The sequence below is a fragment of the Salinicoccus sp. Marseille-QA3875 genome (assembly GCF_054950095.1).
In genome coordinates this window covers 2,378,166-2,403,530 of the sequence record NZ_CM143103.1, presented here as the reverse complement: position 1 = coordinate 2,403,530, position 25,365 = coordinate 2,378,166, and the positions used below count along the sequence as shown (strand labels likewise).

The following is a 25,365-nucleotide window of genomic DNA, read 5'->3' as shown; positions in this document are numbered from 1 at the left end:
CTGCTTTACAGAATTAATATTTTTCTTATTATCATTATAGTAGATTATCCTGTACCAGACTTCTCGTGACATCAAAAAAGAATGGCTATACCTTTATTTTCTCTATAAAATATTATTTCAATATATTAATCACTCCTATTAAGTTCTTCCTCTAGTGACTCTCATCTTAAATCTGTATAATGGTAATCAACTATGAGAAGAAAAGGGGTCTAGTCATGAATTCAGAGCCGCATGAACAAAGTGCTCATTTAGAAAACAGAATTTGGACTCGTGATTTTATCTTTGTTTGTCTGGCTAACTTTTTTGTCTTCCTCGGCTTCCAGATGACACTGCCGACTCTTCCTTTGTTCTTGAAAGAACTGGGTGGGAATGACCAGCTCGTCGGTCTTATCGTCGGTATCTTTACGTTTTCAGCTTTACTGCTCAGACCTTATGCGGGTCATGCGTTAGAGTCGAAAGGCCGTGGGTTTGTTTATAAGACAGGACTTGTTGTTTTTGTACTATCAATAGCCAGTTATAGTTTTATTTCAAGTATTTTATTTTTATTTCTATTAAGAATTGTCCAGGGTATGGGATGGGGATTTTCAACAACTGCAGGGGGCACAATCGCCACCGATATCGTTCCGCCCAAGCGACGTGGTGAAGGGCTCGGATACTTCGGTCTGTCGGGTAACGTAGCGCTCGCACTCGGCCCGACTCTTGGATTGACACTAGTCGGTGTCATTTCATTTCCACAGCTGTTTTTAATTTGTGCTGCTTGTGGATTGGTTGCATTGTTGTTCGCATCACAAATCCGTTATAAAAAAGTGGAAGAAGCTGAAACAAGATCAGCGAAGCTGAAGTTTGATATCTTTGAAAAAACTGCGATAAAGCCATCCGTCCTGTTATTTTTCATTACAGCGTCTTTCGGAGGTATTGCTACATTTCTGCCGATCTATGCCATAGAAAAAGAAATTCCAGGCATAGAACTATATTTTCTGCTTTATGCAGCGTTTCTTATGATATCACGTACTTTCGCAGGAAGGATTTACGATAAGAAAGGCCATCTATATGTATTCATGCCGGGGGCTTTCTCAATATTCATCGCCATGCTTATGCTCGCATGGCTGCCGAATACCGCCGTTCTGCTTATTGCTGCCTCACTTTACGGACTCGGTTTCGGAAGTGTCCAGCCTGCCCTGCAGGCATGGTCGGTAGAAAATTCACCGGCCAACAGACGTGGTATGGCAAACGCAACGTTTTTCTCTTTCTTCGATTTAGGTATCGGTCTCGGCGCGATCCTCTTCGGACAAATGGCTTTCATATTCGGTTATGCTTCAATTTATGTCGCATCTGCCGGTTCAGTCGCCATGTCCATGATCATCTATATCTTTCTGTATATACGTGCAAAAAGACTGCACACATGAATCAGTACGGCAGTTTAAATTCAATATTGGAATGAGCAGTGCTTGACATGACGAGCATTGCTTTTCTTTTTGAATAATTTCCTTTGACAATTCCTTCTGATGCTCCTATAATGATGAATTCATACTAATTAACTAAGGTATAGGAGGATTTATTTGGTCAGTAATATAAATACTGTTAGTAAAGCTATGGATCCGGTACATCGTCATGCTGATGCTCTGAAAGATCCGCAAAAGTTGCTTATTGGCGGCGGAATTCTAGTCAGTCTGGTCTTATTTATATATTTAGTAATCACGCAGTCAATCATGCAGCCGGTTCTTATGGTCATCGGCTTACTGCTCGGTTATACGTTGTTTCACGCACGCTTCGGTTTCACTTCAGCTTTCAGACGTCTGATGTCTGTCGGCAACGGTGAAGCAATACGCGCTCATATGGTGATGCTTGGCACAGCAACTCTGTTATTCGCACCGATTTTAGCGCTCGGCCTTTCATTTTTCGGTGCTGAAGTTACAGGATACGTTTCACCGGTCGGTGTCAGTCTTGTTGTCGGTGCATTTTTATTCGGCATCGGTATGCAGCTCGGAGGCGGGTGTGCGTCAGGTACACTGTATGCCATCGGCGGCGGACGTTCTGTAATGTTCATCACTTTGATTTTCTTCATCATCGGTACGACAATCGGTGCCGCACACTTACCGTTCTGGACAGAAGAGCTGCCATCAATGGGTGAATTTTCACTCGCAACTTCCACTGGTCTTGGCTACGGCGGTGCTTTAGTCGTATCGTTATTGATATTCGGTTTAATCGCCTTCATCAGTAAAGTCGTTGAGAAAAAGAGAAACTCTCCTAAAATTGCACCTCTGCCAAGTGCACACGGCTGGAAGAGAATCTTCAGAGGTTCATGGCCTTTAATGGTTGCAGCAGTCGCTCTTGCAGTATTAAATGCTTTGACTCTGATGACACGCGGTGAACCATGGGGTATCACTTCAGCATTTGCACTATGGGGTTCCAAAGTCGCAGAATTCATCGGATTTGACGTCGCCAGCTGGGGTTACTGGCAGGGAGAGGCGGCAACAGCTCTAAACTCTTCCATTTTTGCCGACTCCACTACAGTTCTTAACTTCGGTGTCATACTCGGTGCATTTTTAGCGTCAGCTGCAGGCGGGCTGTTCAAATTCACTAAAATTACCAGAGGCAACTTCATGGCTTCGGTCATCGGAGGACTCCTTATGGGCTACGGCGCCCGTCTCGCATTCGGCTGTAACATCGGAGCATATTTCGGAGGCATCGCGTCGTTCAGTCTTCACGGCTATATTTGGGGGATCGTCGCAATCGGCGGTACATTCCTTGCACTGTACCTCAGACCTTTGTTCGGGTTATCCGTACCAAAATCGAATGATTCTGTATGCTGACCCATTAAAAATGACTTTAAAAACCCGGACGGTATCTCTTTACTTGAGATACCGTCCGGGTTTTATTGTAGAATCAATCCGCCCTGACTCTTTGGCCTATTGCTTTATCTTTTTGTTTCTGAGGTATAAATAAATGCCGATATTAATAATGATGAACAGTATACCGACTACATACACCGTTGTTACCCAAAAGCTGGAGAAACCGCTGAAAGGGACAATTGAATTATAATCATAGTGCATATATTCCACTATTCCAGAATTTTAAACATCACGGCTGTTCTTATTATCCATTTCATCCCTCTCCGGCATGCCGCTCTGGGCGCCGAGTTTCCTCACTGCAAGTCCTGCAGCATCGTTGGCAAAGTAGATTGCATCTTCGACTGTCATGCCTTCGGCGATTCCCACTGCGAATGCAGCATTGAAAGTGTCCCCTGCACCGGTGGTGTCGACGACATCAACACTTTTCGGCGGAATGATGATTTCTTTGCCGTCCATAAAATATGAAGCGCCCTGGCCGCCTTGTGTGGTGATCAGTTTTTCATAATACTCAGGCAGTCCGTCTTCCTGCATTTTAAACAGCTGGGTTCTTTCATGTTCATTCGGAGTAATATAAGTTGCCGCCTTCAGATATTTTTGTTCGAGCTCCGCCACAGGCGCCGGATTTATGATTACCGGTACATTCTCTTTCATACAAATATCAAGTGTGTGCCTGATGGTATCCATCGGAATCTCAAACTGCAGCAATACCATGTCACTGTCTTCGATCACCGAAGCGTATTGATCGACATGTTTTTTATCCACTTTATCATTTGCTCCGGCGATGATTATGATGCGGTTGTCGTTGTCGGATACGATGATATTGGCAATGCCGGACGGTGTTTTTTCTTCAACCGCAATTCCGGAAGTATCGACATCATTTTCTTCGAAGTTTTTAATCATCTCGATGCCGAATGCATCATCACCGACTTTGCCGATGATTGATACATCTGCTCCGAGTCTCGCCGCTGCGACCGCCTGATTTGCGCCTTTGCCGCCGAACAACGTTTCAAAGTCTTTTCCCGCAACAGTTTCACCGGCGTTCGCCACCTGCTCTGTCACTGTGATCAGGTCCATATTTATACTGCCGACGATGGTGATTTTAGGTCTACTCATCTGCCTCACCATAAGAAGCCAGTACATCCTGGAAGATATTCCAGAACGTTTCAGTATTTACACCTGTTGCAAATTTAACGTTTTCAAGCCTGCCTGTCGTCTTCAGAAGATCAACGACAGTCATGCCGTATGTCGCTTCACCTTTAGTTTCAATCGTGACATTGACATCTTCAAACGTGAACATGTCTGGGTTTATCAAGTACATCGTCGTACAGGCATCGTGGATCGGTCCACCTGGGAAACCAAAATGATTTTTGTAAGTTTCAGCAAAGAATATAAGCAATTCTTTGACGAACACGGCAATGTCATTATCCAGTTTTGATACTCTGTCAATGGCTGCCGCATCGGCAATGACCTGATGTGTCACGTCCAGACCGAACATCGTCACAGGGAGACCGCTCTCGTAAACGACCTTTGCCGCTTCTGCATCGACATAAATATTGAACTCGGCTGCAGGGGTCCAGTTGCCGAACGTGCCGCCGCCCATCAGTACAATCTCATCAATGTTTTCTTTTATCGAGGGGTCTTTTATTAAAGCGAGTGCAATGTTCGTGAGCGGACCCGTCGGCACCAGCGTCACTTTTTCCCGGCTGTTCTTAACCTGTTCAATAATAAAATCCACCGCATGACCGGGCATCTTTTCTTTTGACGGCATGTCCAATACAGGACCATCCATGCCTGTTTCACCATGAATTTCAGGTGCAATCTCGCTTTCTCTTACCAGGGGCCGTACAGCACCTTCCACTACAGGCACATCCAGTCCGATCAACTCGCATACTTTCAATGCATTCACTGTATTCTTTTCCACTTCAACATTTCCTGCGACAGTTGTAATTCCGAGTATGTTCAACCCACTTCTCTTTGAAGCACCGATAATGATGGAAATCGCATCATCATGTCCCGGGTCGCAATCTAAAATAACATTTCTCATCAAATCACCTTTTCAACCTTTTTAACTAATCGTAGCACAAAGGATAAAAAAAAGTCCTCTTAAAAAGAGGACTTTCAGTCAGATATTGTACGGTTGCTTCCTGCAAAGTAGCCAAAAAATGCAATGAGAAATGAAACGGCGATCAAAATCATCAATGAGATATTCCATGTGCCTGTATACTCTGCAATCATACCAAGAAACAACGGTCCTGTTGCTGCAAGCACATAACCGACTGATTGTGCCATGCCGGACAATTGTGCAGACTGCTCGACAGTCTTCGTGCGCAGAACAAAGAACATCATCGCAAGACTGAATGTCGTCCCGGCACCGACACCGGTAACGATCAGGAACGGAATGATCATCCAGTGGTTCGGCATCAACATTATACCGATCAGGCCCACGGCCCACATCAGACCGCTCGTTGCGCCGAGCCCTTTCTGTCCGGCAAATTTATATGCAATGACCGGTGCGATGAATGTCGTCGGCAGCACGCCGAGCTGATAGATCGTCATCAGCCAGCCGGCCGTGGTCTGACTGAATCCTTTTTCTATTAAAATAGCAGGCAGCCATGCAAACAGAGTATATGGTACTAAAGACTGCAGTCCCATGTAGAGCGTCACTGCCCATGCCAGACGGGAGTTCCATAATTTTTCAGATGGGACATCGTCTATTTCCTTAAATACTTTTTTTCGCTCTTCCAAAGTTCTCGGCATTCTTAAAATTAAAACCAAAACTGCCATCAACGGAAATATACCCCACATTGCAAGCGCTGTGCGCCAATCAAAATCCGGACTGGTTGCTACCGACACTGACAGTCCTGCTGATAATGCACTCACGATATTCATCGAAAAGGAATACAGGCCGGTCATGATTCCGACTTTAAAAGGGAATGTCGCTTTAATCAGTCCAGGGGACAGGACGTTGCCGACCGCAATGGACATGCCGATTATTGCAGTGCCTAAAAACAGCATGAATGTACCATCCATCCCCCTCATTAAAATACCCGCAGTTAAAAATATCATGGCAACCAGCAGTGGTACTTCCATACCATACTTACGTGCCATTTTTGGTATGAATGGCGAGAACAGGCCAAAGGCAAGTAAAGGGAGTGTGTTTAACAGACCGACTGTCGTGTTGCTGATTTCCAGCTCTTCACTGAAAAAAGGCACCAGCGGCCCTATTGAAGAAATCGGCGAGCGGAGTGAAGCTCCGACAAAGATAATAACAAGCAGTAATAAAGCGATGTAATAGCGTTCTTTACGAACAGACATATTTTCCAACTCCCTTCTCATAAATTCAACATCATATCATGGATAACAATTGAGATTGAACCCTTTTGCTCAAAAAAAAAGAGCAGTTGCCTGCTCTTAAATGCTGGTTTATTCCTTTTCAATTTCGCTTGTCAGTGCAGCGACATCATCTACAATCTCTGTAACCGGAAACCCTTTATCTCCCTGATCGAGACCCGGATAGGATTTTCTGATCGTACCTTCTGAATCAATTAAGTAAAAACTTGTCGCATGTGTCACCTGGTCACTGCCCTGCGGAGCAGGTGCAACAATTGTTTTAAAATTCTTTTCTGCAAAACTGCGGATGAAATCATGATCGTAACCTGTAACGAGATGCCACTCCGTCTCTTCGGGCACTTCATAGTAACTTATATATTGGGATAATTCTTCAGGTGTGTCTCTTTCTGGATCTACACTGAAACTGAGCACGCCGTAATCTTCAATTCCCTGATCTTCAAGTTCCTGGGTCAAGTGTGTCATATTTGCCGTCATAGGCGGACACACCGTTGCACAGTTTGTAAAAATAAAGTCCAGCAGCCAGACCTTGCCTTCCATATCCTCGTCTGTAACTGTTTCATCATTCTGGTTGGTGACCGAGTACTCCTGTATTTCATTGCCGAATTGATTCATGGTTTCCACTTCGGAATCACTGCAGGCGCTTAAAAATAATACAGAAAACAGACCAAACAAGATAAAATTTTTCAAAATAACACCCTCCATGTCCAACTCATCTTAATATATCAAATAAAAATTGGATATTGTGATGCTTTTTATATTTTATTGTGAAATTATTATGTCAACGGAATCAAATTACCGCTCTTCTTTACTTATATACTTCTGCTCTTTTAAAAAGAACGCCATGACCAGTCCGATAAATGCCAGAACCGCTGAGACCATGAAGGATACATTTACACCCATGATTTCCTCTGCATTAGTCGGTGAGCTCCCGCCGGATACACTTATGGCAAATCCGGTCATCACGGTAATGAGCAGTGCCGTAAATAAAGAACCGCCGATCTGCCTCATCGTATTATTGATCGATGTACCGTGCGGCAGCAGGTGGTCTTTCAATGCATTCATCGCAAAAGTCGTCAGCGGCATCATGGATAGACCCGTCCCGAGCAGGCGGAATGTATACACGACAGTGATATATGTCCATGAAGTATTTTCATTTAGCACAGACAGCAATATAGACGTCACCAATATGATGCCCATCGATGTGAATGTCAGTGTTTTAATGCCGTATTTATCAAACAGAACGCCTGCGATCAAACCGAATGCACCCATTAAAACCGCGCCCGGTAACAATGATAGTCCTGATTCGAACGCTGTATACCCGAGCATATCCTGCATCAGGACTGGAAGAATATTATTGGCACTGACCATCGAAGTGAATACGATCACCCCGATCAGAGAACTGATCAGAAAATATTTATTTTTAAATACTCTCAGCTGTAATATCGGAATTTCCAGTCTGAGCTGCCTGCGTACGAAAATGGCTACTATGATTCCACCGGCTGTGATCGGGATAAGTACTTCAGGAGAGGTCCACCCACTGATACCCGCAACAGAAAAACCATACAACATTCCGCCGAAGCCCAGTGTCGATAATATTATTGATAAGTAATCCACCGGCGGGTCCGTCGTTTCTGTGACGTTCCGCATAAATTTATACGCAAATAGAATATTCAACGCGGCAAATGGCGCGACAATGATGAATAATGTTCTCCATGGCCATACTTCAACTATGTAACCGGACAGGGAAGGTCCGATGGCCGGGGCAAAACCTATGATCAGTCCGAATAAACCCATTGCACGTCCCCGTTTTTCAGCAGGAAACATCTTAAGCAGCACCACCATCGTCAGCGGCATCATGATGCCTGCAGCGGCTGCCTGGACAATCCTGCCGGCGAGGAGAAGTGTAAATACCGGAGATACGACTGAAATAAGCGTTCCCACAGTAAACAGCGTCATTGCGAAAATATATAATTTACGCGTCGTAAATTTATTGATCAGAAATGCAGTGACAGGAATCATGATGCCATTCACCAGAAAGAACCCTGTTGTCAGCCATTGGGCGGTACTGAATGGTATGTCCAGGTCAGCCATTATCGAAGGCACTGCTGTAACCAGCAGCGTCTGGTTCAATATCGTGATGAAAGCGCCGATGATCAGATTGGCGACCACAAAATTTCTCTCATTAAAAAACTTTGATTGTTTAGTATTCATATTGACACTACTCTCTTAAATCAGAAATAAAATATTAAAAATTAAAATCAGCTGTACTAATCTCATCAGTCGATGTCACTTCCAAAATGTAATTTAATCTTTCTTTCAATTCACTGACATGTGAAATGATGCCGATTGTCTTACCGTTTGACTGCAGATCTATTAAAGTCGAAATCGCTATTTCAAGTGTTTCTTTATCCAGTGTACCAAACCCTTCATCGATAAACATCGTATCCAGACTGATACCGCCCGCTTCCTGCTGGACTGCTTCGCTGAGTGCGAGTGCAAGAGACAATGAAGCCTGGAACGTTTCACCGCCGGATAAAGAAGAGATGTGCCGCGCGGAGTTGTTATAGTAATCGAACACTTCAATATCGAGCCCTGTTTTCCTGCTGATTTTAGCCTGGCTGCGGATCAGTGCGTAACGGTGGTTCGTCATATCCAACAGTCTTTCATTTGCTATATTCAATATCTTCTCTAAAAAGTACATCAATACATAACGCTCGAGCGACACCCTGCTTTCATTATTGCCGCCAACTTTCTGAACGAGATCGCTGACCGCTTCAAAATGCTGTTTCTTCTCTTCATATTCACCGATATATTCAGACACTGTAGCGAGAACCCTGTCATACTGTCTGATGTTATTGTTCAGTACTGCAAGCTCCCGCTGGAATTGATCGAGTGCCGTTTCTGCTGATTCTATTTTCTCTTCATCTTCAGCAGTGTTGTAAAACTCATTTTGAACCAATTCTTTTTCTATTTCACCAATTCGCTTTTCTGTTGAACTTTTTTCCTGATGAAATGCGTTGACTTCTTTTTCCTTGGTTTCTATATCCGTCCGGTTTAAAATCTGTCTCAATTCGCTGCGGTCCAAGAACGGTTCTTTTAGTAGGAAAGCCTCAACCACTTCACTCTGGGCGATCATAGCTGTTTGATTCTCTTCTATGCTTTCACGGCTGTGTTTAAGAGACTGGCTGACTGTGGTAAGCTCTTTACTCAGCACATTCTGTCTTTTTTCCAGCTGGTCTTTCTTCATTTTAAATCGTGTGACAGCTTCTTTCTGTTTTTCCATGTAATTTCTGAATTCTGCATAGTTTTCAAATGAAGTCTCCGCCTTGAATTCATCCAGCAGCTCTTTCAGCTGAGCAAGTTTATCATTGTTTTTTTCATGGGCAAATCTTGACTGCTGTATCTGTGTTGAATTTTTTGACAGCTCTTTGTCGAGCAGATCTTTTCTGACGAGCGCTTTTTTCACTGATACGATTTTGTCAGAGATCTTTACAATCTTTTCTTCCGCATCAGCAAACGACTGGGACAATCCATCATATGAATGACGCTCCGTTCCATTCAGCAGTGTTTTATAGAGTTTAGAATCATTTTCCAAAGTCTTGCTTTCGTCTTCCAACTCTTCAAGCTGTTCATTTAAACGACTGATATCTTTTTCTTCACTTTCACTCAAGTATGCGATGCTGTCAGGAATTGTTTCCACCGTGCTCTGACAGACCGGGCATGCTTCGCCGACTGTCAGATGGCCGAGGAGATGTTCAATATGCGGCTGGTCCTCTTTTCCATATTTACTTTGTACAGACGACTTAAGCTCTTTAAGAGATGTTTCACACTGTTCACGATTTTTTTCATTCGTATTGATCAGACCGTCAATCTCTTCAAGGTGATTATCGTAGCCCATGTATTTCTTCTCATCATCAAGTTTCTTTTTGATATCATTCTGGTCGAGTTCCAGACGGTGTTTCCTCGTTGTCAGTTCATCCTCTTCATTTTTAGAAGCGGTGATGCTTTCCAGTTCTTCAGTATAGGAATCGTGAGCCTCTTTCAGTTTTTGAGCGGATTGTTCCAGAGTTTCCATCTTTTCTTTGACAAGTCTGATTTCTTCCGGTATTTCTTCATATTTCGCCGTCAGATAACGTTCATTTCTTGTTATATATTTTTCATTCTCAAAAATTTCTGCTTCATTTTGTTTCAGTTCATTCAATTGTTCCGTCAGCTGATCATACTCTTTTTGTAAATTTTCATACCGGGAATTCAGTTCTGCCTCATTTTTCTCGAGCTTGCCTATCGTCTCTGTCAGTTCTGCTTCCCGTCTGAGCTCAAAATCGATTGTCTTGACCATGTTGTAGTCGGCAATATCATTTTCCATCAGTTTGATATTTCCAGCATGAGCATTCAGTGCAGTCTGCTGTTCCAGCAGCTTTTCAAGCTGTGCAACTTTATCATTATGGGCGTCTTTCTTCTTCAGCTCCTCCTGCAGAACATTACGTTTTTCTCTGGATGCAATGATTCTTTTTTCCAGAATTCCGGCTTCTTTCTTCACATTCTCAATTCTTGATTTCAGTGATTCAATCTGATGGTTGAAGCTCGGATGCTCCTCATTATCCTCGAGCGTACTGAGCTGCTCGCCAATTTTCGCCTCCAGCTGGTGAAGTCCCGCCCTGTCGCTTTTCTCGAGTTCTTTCAACTTGTTTTCGAAGTCGACAAAACGTTCTGTCTGGAATAAAGTCCGGAGTATCTTCTGTTTATCTTCACTCGTCGAGACAAGCAGTTTTTTGAATTCCCCCTGGGGCAGTATCAATATCTGCCTGAACTGGTCCGCAGTCAGCTGGATGATATCGATCACTTTGCCGGTAACCCCTGTGACGGAGCTCTCGAGGACACTGCCGTCAGCGGCGTAAAGTGCAGCTTTCGACGGTACTTTCGACTTTCTGCCCTCTTTATTGAAGCTGAGTTCCCTTTCAACTGTGTAACATTTTTTTCCTACGATAAACTCCAGGCTGACTTTTGAAATATCACTGTCAGAAGCAAATTGGCTTCTGACTGAATACTCATCACGGTCGGTCGTCGAAGTCTGGCCGTACAGACTGAAAGTGATGGCATCAAAAATCATCGTCTTTCCCGAACCTGTTTTACCGCTGACGAGAAACATCTGACCGTCAGCATGTGTAAAATCAATTGTTTCATTTTTAAATGGACCGAAATATTCCATATGCAGTTTAACTGGTTTCATTATTGCTGCCTCCAAAATGCTGTTCAAATAACTCTGTTTCAATGGCCGTCGGCGGCCTCTGGCCGATTTCCTCTATGAATGATGAATATATGTCATAATCGCTTGTTTCTTTCATATCTATCGTCGTCATATTAAAATCGTTGTTTTCAGACGTCACTTTCAGTTCCAATGTATTCGGGTAAATCATTTTAATTTTCGACATCGGTTCTTTCACATGTCTTAAATCGGACAGTACGAATTTAAAGTAAGCTTCCTTATCTTCAAAATCGATTTTCTCATTGATGATGTCATCATAGCTGCCCTCATACTCTACGATATCGTGTACAGGTTTCAAGGGGATGAATTTAACCGAATTTTCATCAGTATCGATCCACCTGAACCCTTTCGGCTGTTTCACTTCATTGAACGAATATTTGAGAGGTGAGCCGCTGTAAAATATTTTGTCATGGTTGATGGCGAATGGATGATGTAAATGTCCGAGCATCACATAATCGAAAGGCTGAAATATTTCACTGTTCACCTCTTCAGATAGACCGATCGAAAGTGCCCTTTCAGATTCACTCTCTTTACCGTCCTGGATAAACAGATGTCCGATCAGTATATTTGTCGTGCTTTCATCCAGCTTGAGCTGTTCCACAATGTGTTCATAGACATCATGATGGGTCCGGAGCTCTTTATTATCAAAATAGTGCCGTGCTTCAAGTACATCAATATGCGGAATGAGATAAAAATTGTGATTTCTGATGTTGACAGGTTCCAAAATACCTTCAAGAGAAGTATGGATATGAAGGTCCGAATCTTTGAACCACTCAGAACCGTAATCAAGGAGTGCTTTAGAATCATGGTTGCCGCTGATCATGAGCACAGGCAGTGCCATCTCCTTATTCATTTTGTAAAGATAATGATTAACCATATTCAGCGCCTCTTTTGAAGGATTGCTCCGGTCGTACAGATCTCCTGCAAGCACAATGATATCCGGCTTCAATTTTTCTATATGATGCATTAATTGTTCCAGGATAAATTTTTGATCTTCTATTAAATCTCTGCCATTCAGTTTCTTTCCGATATGCCAGTCGGCAGTATGTAAAATTTTCATTTCAACACCTCAAATCAATTATACTAAAAAAACGCCCTGATAAAAATCAGGGCGCCCTATTTTAGAGTTGTCGGATAGTGATGATGAGGTCATCCAATTTCCTTTCCATGCGGTGAAGCAGGAAAAAAGTGATCACTACCGGGAAACCGACATCACTCACGAGTGGTATCCAGTCCATTAGATGATGACTTGTGTATCAGTGCTGACCACTTTGGCCGAATGAACACCGATGGGTTTCCCCTGCATCGGGTCAAGTGCATCCGAGTCGATCAATTTCTGTGCAGCTTCCAGCAGCTCGGCTTCAGTGACCGCTTCATTCGGATTACGGAAGTTCATCGTAAAACGTCTGTTTGCATTAGTATTAAAAACAAAAACCAGTCTTTTCTCCATTTGAAATCCTCCTTGATTTTAATTATCCAATGACGTATGTTTCCAGTTTTTCAACTAACGCATATGAATCCAGTGTCAATGTTTCAAATACTTCCATCACCTGATTGATTTCGTTGTCACTTGATGCCACATTGATATTCGGTACTGAACGATAACGTAAAATCTCTTTGCCTTCTGCATCTGTCGTCATGTAGTAAAATCTTGCACTTGTACTTTTATGCATGCTCTTCACCTCCTCACACTATATATCGTCACAAATTCGTTTATGGACATATTTCTTTTTTTTGAATATAATGGTATACGAGGTGAAGGGTATGACTGATACGTTGTTCATGTGGGGAATTACCCTGTGGATGTTCATAATGGTCGGTGCATTATTCATAGGCGGATTTTTTATGTTCAGGAAATTTTTAAGAAGAATGCCGAAAGAAGACGGATACAGTGAACTCGACTGGCAGGATTACTATATAGAAAAAGGATTGCCGCTTTGGGATGATGATACAAAAGCGCTGTTGAATGAGCTTGTAAGCCCCGTGCCGGAGCTGTTCAGGCAGGTGGCGAAAGAAAGAATCGCCGGAAGAATTTCCAAGGTAGCTTTGGATGAAGGTGTGAAAAAGATAGAACTCGATCAGATAATGAAGGGTTATATCATCGCAACACCGAAGAAAGACCACAGATTCATGAAGAAAAAACTCGATCAGCTTGAGATAGATTATACTCCATATGAAGCACTGTTCGAATATGCAGATGATGAGAAAGAAAAATTCTCCATATTTGAACAGACAGAAAAAGTAAAGCAGCTAGGCTAGACAGCCTGCTGCTTTTTAAATTGCTTAAATTTTATAAACATGGACAGTCTCCATATGACGATCATGACGAACGCAAGAAGAAAGAACATGCCGCCGATCTCACCGGGTGAAATCGTCATCGATAATATCGACTTCAAAGATGTCCGGATGATCAATAAGGCCAGTAAAATACCGATGAACCATTTTGAAGGTTTGACGAAGAGCTGGTCGTCCTTCTGTTCATACTTCGTTGTAACGACAAGCAGCACTGAGAAAATAAGGCCGATTATAAGCGCTTCAAGTATCTCTGTAGCTGACAGCCTGAAATATGGAAAGACGAACATCAATGCACCGGTCGACATCATCACAGGCGGTATCAATATCTTTTTAACCGACAAAGGACTTTTTGAAGCCTTCTGCCGGACGAATATGACACCGATGCCCATAAAGACTGCCATGATTGAAGCCAGTGTGAATAAAAGCATTTCTATATCAATATTCAATGTATCATACCTTCTTAAAATCCTTGGAAATCACCAAATAATGGCTGTAACCAAATAATAATCTGAGTCAGTCCGTCAAAATACAGCAGGATTCCCATCAAAATCATCACAACGCCGCCTGCTTTCATGATGGCGTTTGAATATTTGAGCATCCAGCGTGTTTTTGAAACAAAGAAACTGAGGACAAAGAATGGGACTCCAAAACCTAAACAATAAACAATCATCAACACGAGTGCATTACTCGGTTCTGTTGCACTCATTGCAAATATCGCACCGATGATCGGGCCGTTACACGGTGTCCAACCGGCCGCAAAAGCCATACCGATCAAAATGGAACCAAAAAATCCCGCCGGCCGGTTTTTGAAGTTGACTTTTCTGTCTTTCATTAAAAATTCAAACTTCAGTACACCTGTGATGACCAGGCCGAACACTACAATCAATATTGCACCGATCTGTCTGATCAGGTTGCCGTATTCTATGAATATTCCGCCAAAAAAGGAAGTTCCGAATCCAAGCGCAATATATATTAAACTGAACCCTATCAGGAAAAATAACGTATGGAATATGGCACGGGCATTAAATTTCTGATTTTCAACTTCGTTGTAACTCATCCCGGTTATGTATGAAACGAAAGCCGGGAAGACGGGTAGCACACAAGGCGATACAAAACTTAGTACGCCTGCTCCGAATGCCAGTAAAAAGGTCACTTCACTGCCCACATAAATACCCCCTATTCAACTGTATTTTATCAGAGATACAGCGGTTTAGGGGGTTTTATTTAGAATAAATTATGACATTTGAATGGACTTATCCGTTTTGAAGCAGATACATCTTATGATAGATGCCTGCCGTCTCCAGAAGTTCCTCGTGAGTCCCTCTTTCGACAATTTCCCCTTTGTTCAGAACAAGAATCAGATCGGCATCCTGTATGGTTGAAAGTCTGTGGGCAATCGCAAGTGTCGTCCGCCCTTTTCTCATCACATTGAGTGACTTTTGAATCTCCTCTTCAGTTTCCGAGTCTATGTTTGCCGTCGCCTCATCCAGAATCAGAATTTTCGGCTCCACAGCGATGGTTCTGGCAAACGCGATCAGCTGTCTTTCCCCGCTTGAGAAAGTGCTGCCCTTCTCCAAAACTTTATGGTGATACTGATTGGGCAGTTTCTCGATGAAGCTGTCCGCTCTGACAAATTCACCTGCCGCTTTGACCTGCTCAAAAGTCATCGTCGGATGATAGAGCTTAATATTGGACTCGATCGTCCCGTAAAATATAAATGGATCCTGAAGCACGAGACCGATATTTTCTTTCAGTTCGGACTTCGGCATCTCTTTAATGGACTGTCCATCAATCAAAATTTCACCATGCTCGAATTCATAAAACCGCATGAAAAGATTGATTATGGAACTTTTTCCGGAACCCGTGTGACCGACCAGAGCAATCGTTTCCCCGGGCATGGCTGTAAAACTGATGTTTTTCAGCACATCCACTTTACCGTCATAGCTGAAAGTGACGTTGTTGAAATCAATCCGGCCGTCGATAATTTTATTATCCGGATTTTCCTTTTGGGCAGGCTCCAGTGTACCGTCATCAATCAGTCTGAACACACGGCTCGCTGCGACTAATGCCTGCTGGAATATACTCAAATTCTGACTCACCTGATTGATCGGTTCAAAGAACCGTTCCATGTACTGGATGAATGCAAAAATCAAGCCTGCTGTAATGGACCCTTCAAAACTGAGCAGTCCGAAATAGCCTAAAATGACTGCGATGGCCAGTATTTGGATCATGCTGATTGCCGGTCTTAATAATAACCCATCCAGACGCACGGTTTTCATATTATATTCATAATGGTCTTCATTGATTTCTCTGAATTCTTCCTGCAATCTGTTTTCCTGATTAAACACCTGAATGATTTTCATACCTTCAATGGATTCCGATAACTTTGCGTTTAAATCAGATAATAACTGTCTTGCATGAGAAAAGAATATCGCTGAATACTTACGGTAGACCAGCATGATCAAAAATATCAGCGGCATGAATATAAGGGCTATGAATGCCAGCCTCACATCCAGCACGAACATCATTACATAGCTTGAGGCCATCATGAAAAATGCCATTAGAAATGTGGCAAACACACCGATGAACATCTCCACTATCGCTTCAGTGTCGTTCGTAAGACGAGACACGATGCTCCCACCGGGCACTTTATCAAAATACTTCATGCCTAGTTTACCTATCTTATTGAAAGCATCGATTCTAAGCTGCTGAATCACTTTGAATGCCAAATACTGAAATAAATATATATTCATGTAGGTCGTGATAGCACCGACAATCTGCACGATAAGAAATATTGCAATAAGCACAGTCATATCCCGCTCGGGAAATACGGCCGGTGTCAAATAATCATCAATGAACACCATTACCAGGTACGGAACGACCATCCCTGCGACAGTGGACAGGACGAGCATCACAAATGCCAACGCGATGATGCCTTTGAAAGGGAAGGTATATGTGAGCAGCCGGAGGAGGACCTTCAGTTGATCGCGTGCAGTCAAGTTGACTGTATCATTCATATGACTCATCCCCCTTCACTAAATCATCTAATTCATCCGTCAAGTTTTGACGGAGTGCCTGCTGTTTATGCGTTTCATAATACCAGCCGCCCGCATCCAACAGCTCCTGATGGGTGCCGCGTTCAACGATGGTCCCTCGATCCATGACAATGATCAGGTCCGCCTTCGATACTGCACTGATTCTGTGTGCTGTGATGATATTCGTCTTGCCTTTTCTGACTTTTGAGATATTTTGTAAAATGTTAACTTCTGTTTCGGCATCGACTGCAGACAGCGAGTCATCCAGAATCAACACTTCCGGATCCGTGATGAGCGCTCTTGCGATGGAAATCCGCTGCTTCTGTCCGCCGGACAATGATACACCGCGCTCCCCTACAACAGTTCCGTAGCCTTCAGAAAAGCCGAGTATATCTTCGTGTATATTGCTCAATCTGCTTGCTTCATGAATGACCTCGTCATCCAGATCAGGATTACTGAACGCAATGTTTTCCCTGATAGTTGTCGAGAAGAGGAAATGATCCTGCGGTACATATCCGAACTGCGCACGTAGATTTTTAATGTTATAGTCCTTTAAACTTACATCACCGTATGTGATATCATTCGGATTGTTCGTATCAAATTCACGCAGTAACAGTCTGATGATGGCACTCTTACCTGAACCGGTCCTGCCGACAATACCCACCGTCTGCCCTTTATTTATGTCAAAGTCGACATCGCGAAGCGCTACTTCATTGTCTCCCGGGAAGTTGAACGAACCTATATTTAATCTGATATCCCCGTCGGGAGCGTCCTCGATCAGATAATCATGACCGATATCATTTTGTGTATGCATGATTTCTTCGATTCTTTCATATGAAGCACGTCCGCGCTGCACAAGATTGAAAAACATACCCAGCGCAAGTAGCGGCCATACCATCATTCCAAGATAAGTGGTAAACGTAATCAGCTGTCCCAAAGTGATTTCATCAGATAGAACCATCTGGGCACCAAAGATGATTGCAAGAAAATAACTGGTTCCGATAACAAGCGTAATCGTCGGATCGAACAGTGCATCAATCTTTGACACTTTCAAATTCTTTTCTACAACATCATCGCTGAGTGCTTTGAAATCTTTCTGGTCACTCTCTTCGTAACCGAATGTTTTAGTCACTTTAATGCCCGCAATACTCTCCTGAGTCTTATCATTCAATTCACTGAAAGCAGCCTGTGCTTTTCTGAATCCTCTGTTTAAAAGCTTTCCGTAGTAACTTGTCAAAACGACCATGAAAGGCAGCGGTATCATTGTAATCAAAGTCAGCTTCGGGCTGATAGTGATGGCCATGGTGATCAGTACCGCCCCGCCTGTTATGATTGAATCCGCTATGGTCAAAATACCGGGCCCGGCCGTATTTTGAACAGCACGGATATCATTGGTCGCATGAGCCATCAGGTCCCCCGTCCTCCGCTTCTGATAAAAATAAGGACTCATATGAGAGAACTTATCATACATTCTTTTACGTAATATTTTGCCCAGCCGGTGACTCGCACCGAAAATCAAAATTCTCCAGTAATATCTGAATATGTATGTAAAAACTGCTGTAACCAATAATACAGCGATAAATATCGTCAAACCCCTTGGCGTCAGCGTATCTTCAGTAATGCCGTCTATCACCATTCCGATGATCTGAGGCGGTATCAGCTCCATCAATGCAACAAGTATCAGCATGAATATACCGAATATATAGCTGTTTTTCTCCTGTTTAAAAAACCACCACAATTTTTTAAAGACTTTCATTCTTAATCCCCCATTTGCCTTACATCCACATCTCTCCCACTAAAATTTTACCATATATTTCGAAATATGAAATACTTACAAAGTCGTAAACATAAAAAAGCATGCTGTAAATTTCACAGCATGCCTGTATTTTATTCTACTCGGAGAATGACACTTTATCGAATCTGACTCCGCCGGTCGGAGCGATGTCGATGTCCCTGACCCACTTCCGATCAGATTTGACGGTGCCGAAATTGACCTTCAAATCGAAATCACACATCGAATTCGATTTGACAATGCCAAATTCCAACTTCAAATCGAACTCGAATCCAAAAACACAAAAAACCGCCGATCCTCTTTCGTAGACCAGCGGTTCACAAATACTATCGTTATTTTTTAGCGCGCTCTTTCTGAGAGCCTGCGTTTTTATTCATCATACTCATCATCTGATTCACTTTTTTCTGCGATGGTTTCTGACCCATCTGCATCATCATCATGCGTAGCATATCTTCATTTATCGGCGGGTTTTTCTCCAAGTAATCCATCATATACTTTCTCGCAAGAAAGAATCCTAAAGCTAAACCACCAACAAGTGCAACGATAACGATGAGTATCCAAATCCATGTAGCCAAGCGACTTCACCTCTTTCTCCGTACATAAACCATTATATAGTTTATCTTAAAATCATTAAATTTTCAACAAACTATTTTTCTAAAACGGTTCTCATCACTTGTTCTACTGTGAAACCATATTTTTCAACTACGATGTCACCAGGGGCACTTGCTCCGAATGTATCAATCGTCAATAATTTGCCGTCAATGCCTGTAAATTTGTGCCAGCCGAGGCTCGCAGCCATTTCTACAGCTGTTCTGTTTTTAATATCTTTGTTCAGAACACTATCTATATAATCCTGATCCTGCTTCATGAATGCCTGCATATTAGGAATGGAAGCGACTTTGATGTTAACGCCCTGTTCTTCCAACTTCTTCGCTGCGTTCACTGCAAGTGAAACTTCACTTCCTGAAGCGAAGACGATTGCATCATCACCTTTATCATAGATGATATAACCGCCGCGTTTGACACCTTCATCGACTGCTTTGTAATCCACATCAGTCACTTCAACATCCTGACGTGTCAGAATCAATGCAGTCGGTGTATCTGTGGATTCAATGGCAACTTTCCATGCAGCTCTTGTTTCATTGCCGTCTGCCGGACGTATTGTATTCAAGTTCGGAATTGCACGTAAACCGGCCAGCTGTTCGACTGGTTCATGTGTCGGACCGTCTTCGCCCACTGCGATGGAGTCATGCGTCAATACATAGGTCACAGGAAGTTTCATCAGTGCGCTTAAACGGATTGCCGGTTTTAAATAGTCGCTGAATACAAAGAATGTTCCGCCGTAAGGCTTGATGCCGCCATGTGCGGACATGCCGTTCAATGCGGCTGCCATTGCGAATTCACGCACACCGAACCAGATATTTTTACCGGCATAATTATCTTTGCTGAAATCTTCTTCACCGCTGACAGAAGTTTTATTACTTCCGGCAAGGTCAGCTGCACCGCCGAACAATGATGGGACTGATTTGGACAATGCCTGAATCATGTCTCCTGAAGTGCCGCGTGTCGCTTTTTTAGTGCCTGCATCATATTTTGGCAGCTCTGCGTCATAATCAGCAGGTACTTCTTCGTTGATTGCTGCGATGAATTCAGCATGTTTTTCCGGTTCATCTTTACTGTATTCCTCAAGAAGATTTTCCCATGCCTCCTGAGTTTCATTGCCGCGCTTATTCAATGATTCATTAAAGCGTTTATAAACATCTTCCTCAACATGGAAAGTTTTCTCAGGATCTAAACCGTAATATTCAAATGCAGCCTGACGTTCTTCACTGCCGAGCGGCGCACCATGTGCATCACTCTTACCGGATTTGTTGGGCGCACCGTATCCGATGACAGTTTTCACTTCGATCATTGCAGGCTTATCCGCTTTTTTGGCATTGTTTATCGCCTGGTCGATCTCTTCCAGGTCGTTACCGTCTTTTACCAGCTGATAATCCCAGCCGTATGCTTCAAATCTCTTTTTAATATCTTCGGAGAAGCTTTTATCCAAGTCGCCATCAAGTGAAATATCATTGGAATCATAAAGGACAACCAGATTGTCCAATTTCAAATGACCTGCGAACGAAGCTGTTTCGTGAGAAATCCCTTCCATTAAATCACCGTCACTCACAAGTGCATAAGTGTAATGATCAACCACTTTATAATCTTCAGTATTATATTTAGCGGCGAGATGCTTCTCAGCCATAGCCATACCGATACTCATAGCAAAGCCCTGCCCCAGAGGCCCCGTTGTAATTTCCACACCTTCAGTGTGTTTGAATTCAGGATGTCCTGGTGTTTTGGACTCATATTGTCTAAAGTTTTTAATTTCTTCAAGTTCAAGTCCACCTGATAAATGAAGTAAACTGTAGATCAGCATTGATCCATGCCCCGCACTGAGCACAAAGCGGTCACGGTTGAACCAATCCATTGAATTCGGATTGAAGTTCAGATGTTTGCTCCACAATGTGTATGCCATAGGTGCAGCACCCATCGGCAGTCCAGGGTGACCTGAATTTGCTTTTTCAATTGCATCAATTGAAAGTGTACGGATAGTGTTAATTGCTAATTGATCAGTATTATCAAAAGCCATCTTAATATCTCCTCTATTTTCTAATATTTTTCTCTCGTTGAATTGATTTTAACTTTTCCGGAGTCACGTCACTGCCTTCGGGGTCGATGACTTTAGTCTGTTCAACCTGGGCTTTGAATGATTTGCGGAAAGTTTTCAAATACTCTTGTCTTAATTCCTGTTGTTCAGTTGCTTCCGGCTTAGTCAGAGTACCATTTTTCTTTTTCTTCGCAAGTTCATTGATGCGATCGAGTTTTTTCTTTTCAAGCATGAAAATCAATCCTTTCCTATATAATTTAACACAAAAAAAAGTATGAGTACATTCTCATACTTAAATAATTATTTTCCCATAGTGACGGACTTCATATCACTATCAATTTCCTCGGTGGTCAACATCTTTTCTTCAATAATTTCATCTAATGCGTTCGTATCGTGTTCGATTGCCATTGTTTCATTGTGTACTTCTTGTGTATATATATTATCAGAATGTGCGTTCTTTCCATAATTGTTAGAATAGATATATATTGTGCCGATCATCACTACTGCTATGAATAATAAAGAAAAACCTTTGATTTCTTTAAACATCAGTCATCCTCCTCGAACATTTGTTTGTAATCAAATATTAACAGAACACTTGTTCTCAGTCAAGTGTTTAGCGAACAAACGTTTGTAAGATGTCCGAACTTATGCTATCATTATAAATAATAAAGGGCTGGAGGTCTTACTATGAAAGAAATCAGTGACAGACAGAAACAGATCTATCAATATATAAAAAGAACAGTTCAAGAAAAAGGTTATCCACCGAGTGTCAGGGAAATTGGAAATGCAGTAGGTTTGCAGTCCAGTTCCACCGTACATGGACACCTCGCAAAGTTGGAAGAGAAAGGCTATATCAGAAGAGATCCGACTAAACCGAGGGCGATTGAAATCGTCCAGGCGGAAAATCAGGCACATACTCCAGTAATTCAGGTGCCTGTCCTAGGTAAGGTCACAGCAGGTCTCCCTATTACGGCAGTTGAAAATGTTGATGAATACTTCCCTTTACCTGAACATTTTACAGCAAACCATAACAGTGAAATATTCCTGCTCAATGTAGCCGGGGACAGTATGATCGATGCCGGCATCTTTGATGGGGACCGGGTCATCGTCCGGAAACAGAACATCGCCCATAATGGTGATATCATCGTAGCAATGACCGAAGAGGACGAAGCGACTGTTAAGCGGTTTTATAAGGAAAAAGGATATTATCGTCTGCAGCCTGAAAATACTGCACTCGAACCGATCTACCTCGACAGTGTGACTGTCCTTGGAAAAGTGGTCGGTCTGTTCAGAGAATTTTAAAATTTAAAAATCATTATAATAAAAATAGATTCGTCCGGAGAATCCGGACGAATCTATTTTTTAATGTAATTCTCTGTATAATAAGGGACCTCTTCATCATTATATTCAACACCGATACCCAAATGTGTATATTTATCATTCAGCGTATTCACTCTGTGTTCTTTAGAGTTCATCAGACTGTGATGTGAAAATATTGGCGAAGTATGGCCCATGGCAATATTTTCTCCTGCGAGTCTATAAGATACTTCCAAAGATTCAATTCTGCTTTTTAAAGTACTTCCGTCAGGTGACTCGTGGGAAAAAAAGTCATTTTCCGACATATCTCTGCTGTGCCCTCCGGCTGCTTCACTGACCAAGTCCTCATGTTCCAATGGGGCCACACCATATTTTTCCCTTGTCGCATTGATCAGATGATAGTTTAATCGTTCGTTATCTTTTTCAGGCGGATGATTATACATTGTGTCGCTGTGCTTCATCTCTGATTTATCCACTGTCAGAAGCCCGTTGACTGCATCTTCCTCATACACATCATAAAAGAAATAGACATACTTATCATTGATTTCAAAAACATCATATTCTTCATTTTCCACTACCAGATGTTTTCCGCCCTTATCAACCGTTTTTACAGGATGATCGTAAATTTCTCTTATAGTTTCACGGTCCATATCTTCTATATTGATAGAGTCGATGGTCACTTCATCATCATTAGTATAAAGTCCTGTAATTTCTCTGTCGTTCACTAGAAGAATATGAAAGATATCATTTTTATCCATGATATGAAATTCTCCGGAAAATTCACTGTCGATGACAGCATTGACATCTTCAGCTTCAGCTTCAAATCTTTCCCCAATATTGTATTCAATCGAATATGACTGTGTACTGTTGACCTGCTCTATTTTAGAAGTATCATAGTTTGGCAGCACATACAGATTCAACCATTCGTTGGCATAACTCTTATTTAATCCATTTTTAAAATTATATGACTCAACGGCTGGGTACAAGAAAAATAAAACCAGCAGTAACATTAAAAATGCGATTGTTTTTTTAAACATGGCTTCACCTGCTTCAGTCTTCAGTATTGATTAAAAATCAATTCATCAAAAATATCCTGTCGCTCTTATTCCGTGTAATTTTCATCAACAATATCATTCTCTTAATAATTCTATTCATTTATTTTCACCATCAGATTATCGATTAATCTCGCTCTTTCAAATTGTACAGCAATGAATATTATAACATTCGAGACAACATACGTCATTATTCCCAGATCGGGATGGCTTAAAATTTGAACGTCATCCACCGTACCCGAAGTATTTTCATTAATGTGAGCGGTGATCTGTTTCAATATTTCTTCAACATCCCTTTCGCCGCTCTGAATCAGTTTATTGCCGAGCTGCAAACTTTTGTAAACATGAGGAGCTTCGAGCAATTCCTGCTCATTCAAGTTCGTGTTTCTGCTGCTTTTGGCAAGTCCTGTTTCTTCACGTTCTGTTTCCACTGCCAGAATCTCTATATCATGATTGAAATCTTCTATCATCTTCTGGACAATCATCAGCTGCTGCCTGTCCTTCTCGCCAAAGGTGACATAATGCGGCTTGATGATATTAAACAGTTTATTGACCACGGTCACGACGCCTTCGAAGTGTCCCGGGCGCTTAACACCATCAAGTACGTCTGCCATACTTTTCAACGAGATTTCGAGTTCCATTTCTTCAGGATACATCTCATGCACTTCAGGATGGAACACATAGTCAACCCCATTTTCCTTCAGCAGTTTAAGATCCTGATCCAGGTTCCTGGGGTAGTTGTCAAAATCTTCATCAGGACCGAACTGCAGAGGATTGACAAATATGCTGACCACTACAGTATCACCATGCTTTTTGGCTGCCTCGACCAGCTTCAAATGGCCGCTGTGCAAATAGCCCATAGTCGGAACCAGGGCTATTTCACCTATATTTTCAGCACTTAAAAATTCTCTTATTTCATTTATTTTACTTGTTGTCTTCATCCTCATAAACCTTCTTTTTATAAGTAGTCTTTTCGTCCGGGAATTTACCCTCTTTCACTTCCTGCACATATTGCTTAATACCCTTTACCCCAATTTCATCCATATCTCCATACTGCTTTACGAATTTAGGCGGCTTGTCCGAGCCATATTTTAAAATATCATGATAGACAAGTACCTGTCCGTCAGTGCCGACACCAGCACCGATGCCGATAAGCGGAATATCCACCCTCCCTGAAGCCTTTACCGCGAGGTCACTCGGGATCGCTTCGAGAACGGTCATGACCACACCAAGCGTTTCAAATGTCTCGAGTGCAGCCAATAATTCTTCCGCCTCCTCCCTTGAAGATGCCTGCATTTTAAAACCTGTGATACCCACAGACTGCGGTGTCAGCCCCAGGTGCCCGACAACAGGAACACCGGCTTCGACTAATATATGTACAAAATTCTTAAGGTGTGCGCCTTCTATCTTAACAGCATCTGCACCACTTTCCTGATAGAGTCTGATTGCATTTCCCACCGCTTCTTCACTGCTCACATGGTAAGTGCCAAACGGCATATCCACAACAATGTATGTATCGGGCGCTCCTCTTCTCACAGCTTTCGTATGATGGATCATATCTTGAAGAGTCACCTCTATAGTCGAATTGTAGCCCAGCACAGTCATGCCGAGTGAGTCACCGACGAGTATCACGTCCACACCAGCCGCCTCCGCCTGGCGCGCACTCGGGTAATCGTACGCCGTCAGCATCGTAATTTTTTCTTTATTTTGTTTCATTTCGATAAAATCCATTGTAGATTTCATTAATCTTCCCCC

26 protein-coding genes are annotated in these 25,365 nt (G+C 42.5%); 4 read left to right on the top strand and 22 right to left on the bottom strand.

Going from position 1 to position 25,365, the window contains the following annotated elements:
* The first annotated feature begins 215 nt into the window (after positions 1-215).
* Both ACY8DT_RS12170 and ACY8DT_RS12165 read left to right on the top strand, forming a co-directional pair.
* Positions 216-1,406 carry an MFS transporter gene (locus ACY8DT_RS12170; protein WP_462420576.1) on the top strand — a complete coding sequence of 397 codons (1,191 nt, stop codon included), beginning with the start codon at positions 216-218 and terminating at the stop codon, positions 1,404-1,406.
* Positions 1,407-1,592: 186 nt separating this feature from the next.
* Positions 1,593-2,813: a YeeE/YedE family protein gene (locus tag ACY8DT_RS12165; protein ID WP_462422271.1), complete on the top strand. Its 1,221-nt coding sequence runs from the start codon at positions 1,593-1,595 to the stop codon at positions 2,811-2,813.
* Between the two features lie 261 nt (positions 2,814-3,074).
* On the opposite strand, the gene rbsK is transcribed toward ACY8DT_RS12165, so the two are convergent.
* The 10 genes from rbsK to ACY8DT_RS12115 all read right to left on the bottom strand — a co-directional run bounded on the left by rbsK (position 3,075) and on the right by ACY8DT_RS12115 (position 13,142).
* Complete coding sequence (gene rbsK / locus ACY8DT_RS12160; RefSeq protein WP_462420575.1) at positions 3,075-3,965, bottom strand: ribokinase; 891 nt, start codon at positions 3,963-3,965, stop codon at positions 3,075-3,077.
* Positions 3,958-4,896: a nucleoside hydrolase gene (locus ACY8DT_RS12155; protein ID WP_462420574.1), complete on the bottom strand. Its 939-nt coding sequence runs from the start codon at positions 4,894-4,896 to the stop codon at positions 3,958-3,960. Before ACY8DT_RS12155 ends, rbsK begins: the two co-directional genes overlap by 8 nt.
* Before the next feature lie 74 nt (positions 4,897-4,970).
* Entirely contained in the window at positions 4,971-6,167 is a 1,197-nt protein-coding gene (locus tag ACY8DT_RS12150; protein WP_462420573.1) for a CynX/NimT family MFS transporter, read from the bottom strand.
* Positions 6,168-6,275: 108 nt separating this feature from the next.
* Complete coding sequence (locus tag ACY8DT_RS12145) at positions 6,276-6,890, bottom strand: SCO family protein (RefSeq protein WP_462420572.1); 615 nt, start codon at positions 6,888-6,890, stop codon at positions 6,276-6,278.
* Between the two features lie 105 nt (positions 6,891-6,995).
* Positions 6,996-8,414: an MDR family MFS transporter gene (locus ACY8DT_RS12140; protein WP_462420571.1), complete on the bottom strand. Its 1,419-nt coding sequence runs from the start codon at positions 8,412-8,414 to the stop codon at positions 6,996-6,998.
* Positions 8,415-8,448: 34 nt separating this feature from the next.
* On the bottom strand, positions 8,449-11,433 hold the full coding sequence (locus ACY8DT_RS12135; protein WP_462420570.1) for an AAA family ATPase: 2,985 nt from the start codon (positions 11,431-11,433) through the stop codon (positions 8,449-8,451).
* Entirely contained in the window at positions 11,420-12,529 is a 1,110-nt protein-coding gene (locus tag ACY8DT_RS12130; RefSeq protein WP_462420569.1) for a metallophosphoesterase family protein, read from the bottom strand. The genes ACY8DT_RS12135 and ACY8DT_RS12130 overlap by 14 nt, the downstream gene beginning before the upstream one ends.
* Positions 12,530-12,590: 61 nt before the next feature.
* Complete coding sequence (locus ACY8DT_RS12125) at positions 12,591-12,707, bottom strand: YvrJ family protein (RefSeq protein ID WP_462420568.1); 117 nt, start codon at positions 12,705-12,707, stop codon at positions 12,591-12,593.
* The gene (locus tag ACY8DT_RS12120) at positions 12,707-12,919 is read right to left on the bottom strand and encodes a DUF2922 domain-containing protein (protein WP_462420567.1); all 213 of its coding nucleotides are present in this window, start codon (positions 12,917-12,919) and stop codon (positions 12,707-12,709) included. The genes ACY8DT_RS12125 and ACY8DT_RS12120 overlap by 1 nt, the downstream gene beginning before the upstream one ends.
* A gap of 22 nt (positions 12,920-12,941) precedes the next feature.
* Positions 12,942-13,142 (bottom strand): DUF1659 domain-containing protein, encoded by a 201-nt coding sequence (locus tag ACY8DT_RS12115; protein ID WP_462420566.1) that lies wholly within the window; start codon positions 13,140-13,142, stop codon positions 12,942-12,944.
* Positions 13,143-13,233: 91 nt separating this feature from the next.
* Here ACY8DT_RS12115 and ACY8DT_RS12110 point away from each other — a divergent pair, with 91 nt between their 5' ends.
* The gene (locus tag ACY8DT_RS12110) at positions 13,234-13,728 is read left to right on the top strand and encodes a DUF2621 family protein (RefSeq protein ID WP_462420565.1); all 495 of its coding nucleotides are present in this window, start codon (positions 13,234-13,236) and stop codon (positions 13,726-13,728) included.
* Here ACY8DT_RS12110 and ACY8DT_RS12105 read toward each other — a convergent pair.
* From ACY8DT_RS12105 to ACY8DT_RS12065, 9 genes are all read right to left on the bottom strand, one after another.
* Entirely contained in the window at positions 13,725-14,210 is a 486-nt protein-coding gene (locus ACY8DT_RS12105) for a CcdC family protein (protein WP_462420564.1), read from the bottom strand. The genes ACY8DT_RS12110 and ACY8DT_RS12105 overlap by 4 nt on opposite strands.
* A gap of 14 nt (positions 14,211-14,224) precedes the next feature.
* A complete protein-coding gene (locus ACY8DT_RS12100; protein WP_462420563.1) occupies positions 14,225-14,929 on the bottom strand; it encodes a cytochrome c biogenesis CcdA family protein in 705 nt (234 codons plus the stop codon).
* A gap of 88 nt (positions 14,930-15,017) precedes the next feature.
* A complete protein-coding gene (locus tag ACY8DT_RS12095; RefSeq protein ID WP_462420562.1) occupies positions 15,018-16,781 on the bottom strand; it encodes an ABC transporter ATP-binding protein in 1,764 nt (587 codons plus the stop codon).
* Positions 16,774-18,555 carry an ABC transporter ATP-binding protein gene (locus ACY8DT_RS12090; protein ID WP_462420561.1) on the bottom strand — a complete coding sequence of 594 codons (1,782 nt, stop codon included), beginning with the start codon at positions 18,553-18,555 and terminating at the stop codon, positions 16,774-16,776. The genes ACY8DT_RS12095 and ACY8DT_RS12090 overlap by 8 nt, the downstream gene beginning before the upstream one ends.
* 136 nt (positions 18,556-18,691) lie before the next feature.
* Positions 18,692-18,850 (bottom strand): hypothetical protein, encoded by a 159-nt coding sequence (locus tag ACY8DT_RS12085; protein ID WP_462420560.1) that lies wholly within the window; start codon positions 18,848-18,850, stop codon positions 18,692-18,694.
* A 73-nt stretch (positions 18,851-18,923) separates the two neighbouring features.
* Positions 18,924-19,166: a YneF family protein gene (locus ACY8DT_RS12080; protein ID WP_052256561.1), complete on the bottom strand. Its 243-nt coding sequence runs from the start codon at positions 19,164-19,166 to the stop codon at positions 18,924-18,926.
* A 71-nt stretch (positions 19,167-19,237) separates the two neighbouring features.
* Entirely contained in the window at positions 19,238-21,223 is a 1,986-nt protein-coding gene (gene tkt / locus ACY8DT_RS12075) for a transketolase (RefSeq protein WP_462420559.1), read from the bottom strand.
* Between the two features lie 13 nt (positions 21,224-21,236).
* Complete coding sequence (locus tag ACY8DT_RS12070; RefSeq protein ID WP_462420558.1) at positions 21,237-21,473, bottom strand: DUF896 domain-containing protein; 237 nt, start codon at positions 21,471-21,473, stop codon at positions 21,237-21,239.
* 68 nt (positions 21,474-21,541) lie between these two features.
* Positions 21,542-21,787 (bottom strand): hypothetical protein, encoded by a 246-nt coding sequence (locus ACY8DT_RS12065; RefSeq protein WP_462420557.1) that lies wholly within the window; start codon positions 21,785-21,787, stop codon positions 21,542-21,544.
* 141 nt (positions 21,788-21,928) lie between these two features.
* Here ACY8DT_RS12065 and lexA point away from each other — a divergent pair, with 141 nt between their 5' ends.
* Positions 21,929-22,543: a transcriptional repressor LexA gene (gene lexA, locus ACY8DT_RS12060; protein ID WP_462420556.1), complete on the top strand. Its 615-nt coding sequence runs from the start codon at positions 21,929-21,931 to the stop codon at positions 22,541-22,543.
* 53 nt (positions 22,544-22,596) lie between these two features.
* Here the strand turns inward: lexA and ACY8DT_RS12055 are convergent, their stop codons facing one another.
* From ACY8DT_RS12055 to panB, 3 genes are all read right to left on the bottom strand, one after another.
* Positions 22,597-23,595, bottom strand: coding sequence for a CAP domain-containing protein (locus ACY8DT_RS12055; RefSeq protein WP_462420555.1), 999 nt, complete (start codon positions 23,593-23,595; stop codon positions 22,597-22,599).
* Between the two features lie 110 nt (positions 23,596-23,705).
* Positions 23,706-24,551, bottom strand: a complete 846-nt coding sequence (gene panC / locus ACY8DT_RS12050) for a pantoate--beta-alanine ligase (protein ID WP_462420554.1) — start codon at positions 24,549-24,551, stop codon at positions 23,706-23,708.
* Positions 24,535-25,353: a 3-methyl-2-oxobutanoate hydroxymethyltransferase gene (gene panB / locus ACY8DT_RS12045; RefSeq protein WP_462420553.1), complete on the bottom strand. Its 819-nt coding sequence runs from the start codon at positions 25,351-25,353 to the stop codon at positions 24,535-24,537. The genes panC and panB overlap by 17 nt, the downstream gene beginning before the upstream one ends.
* Between the last annotated feature and the right edge of the window lie 12 nt (positions 25,354-25,365).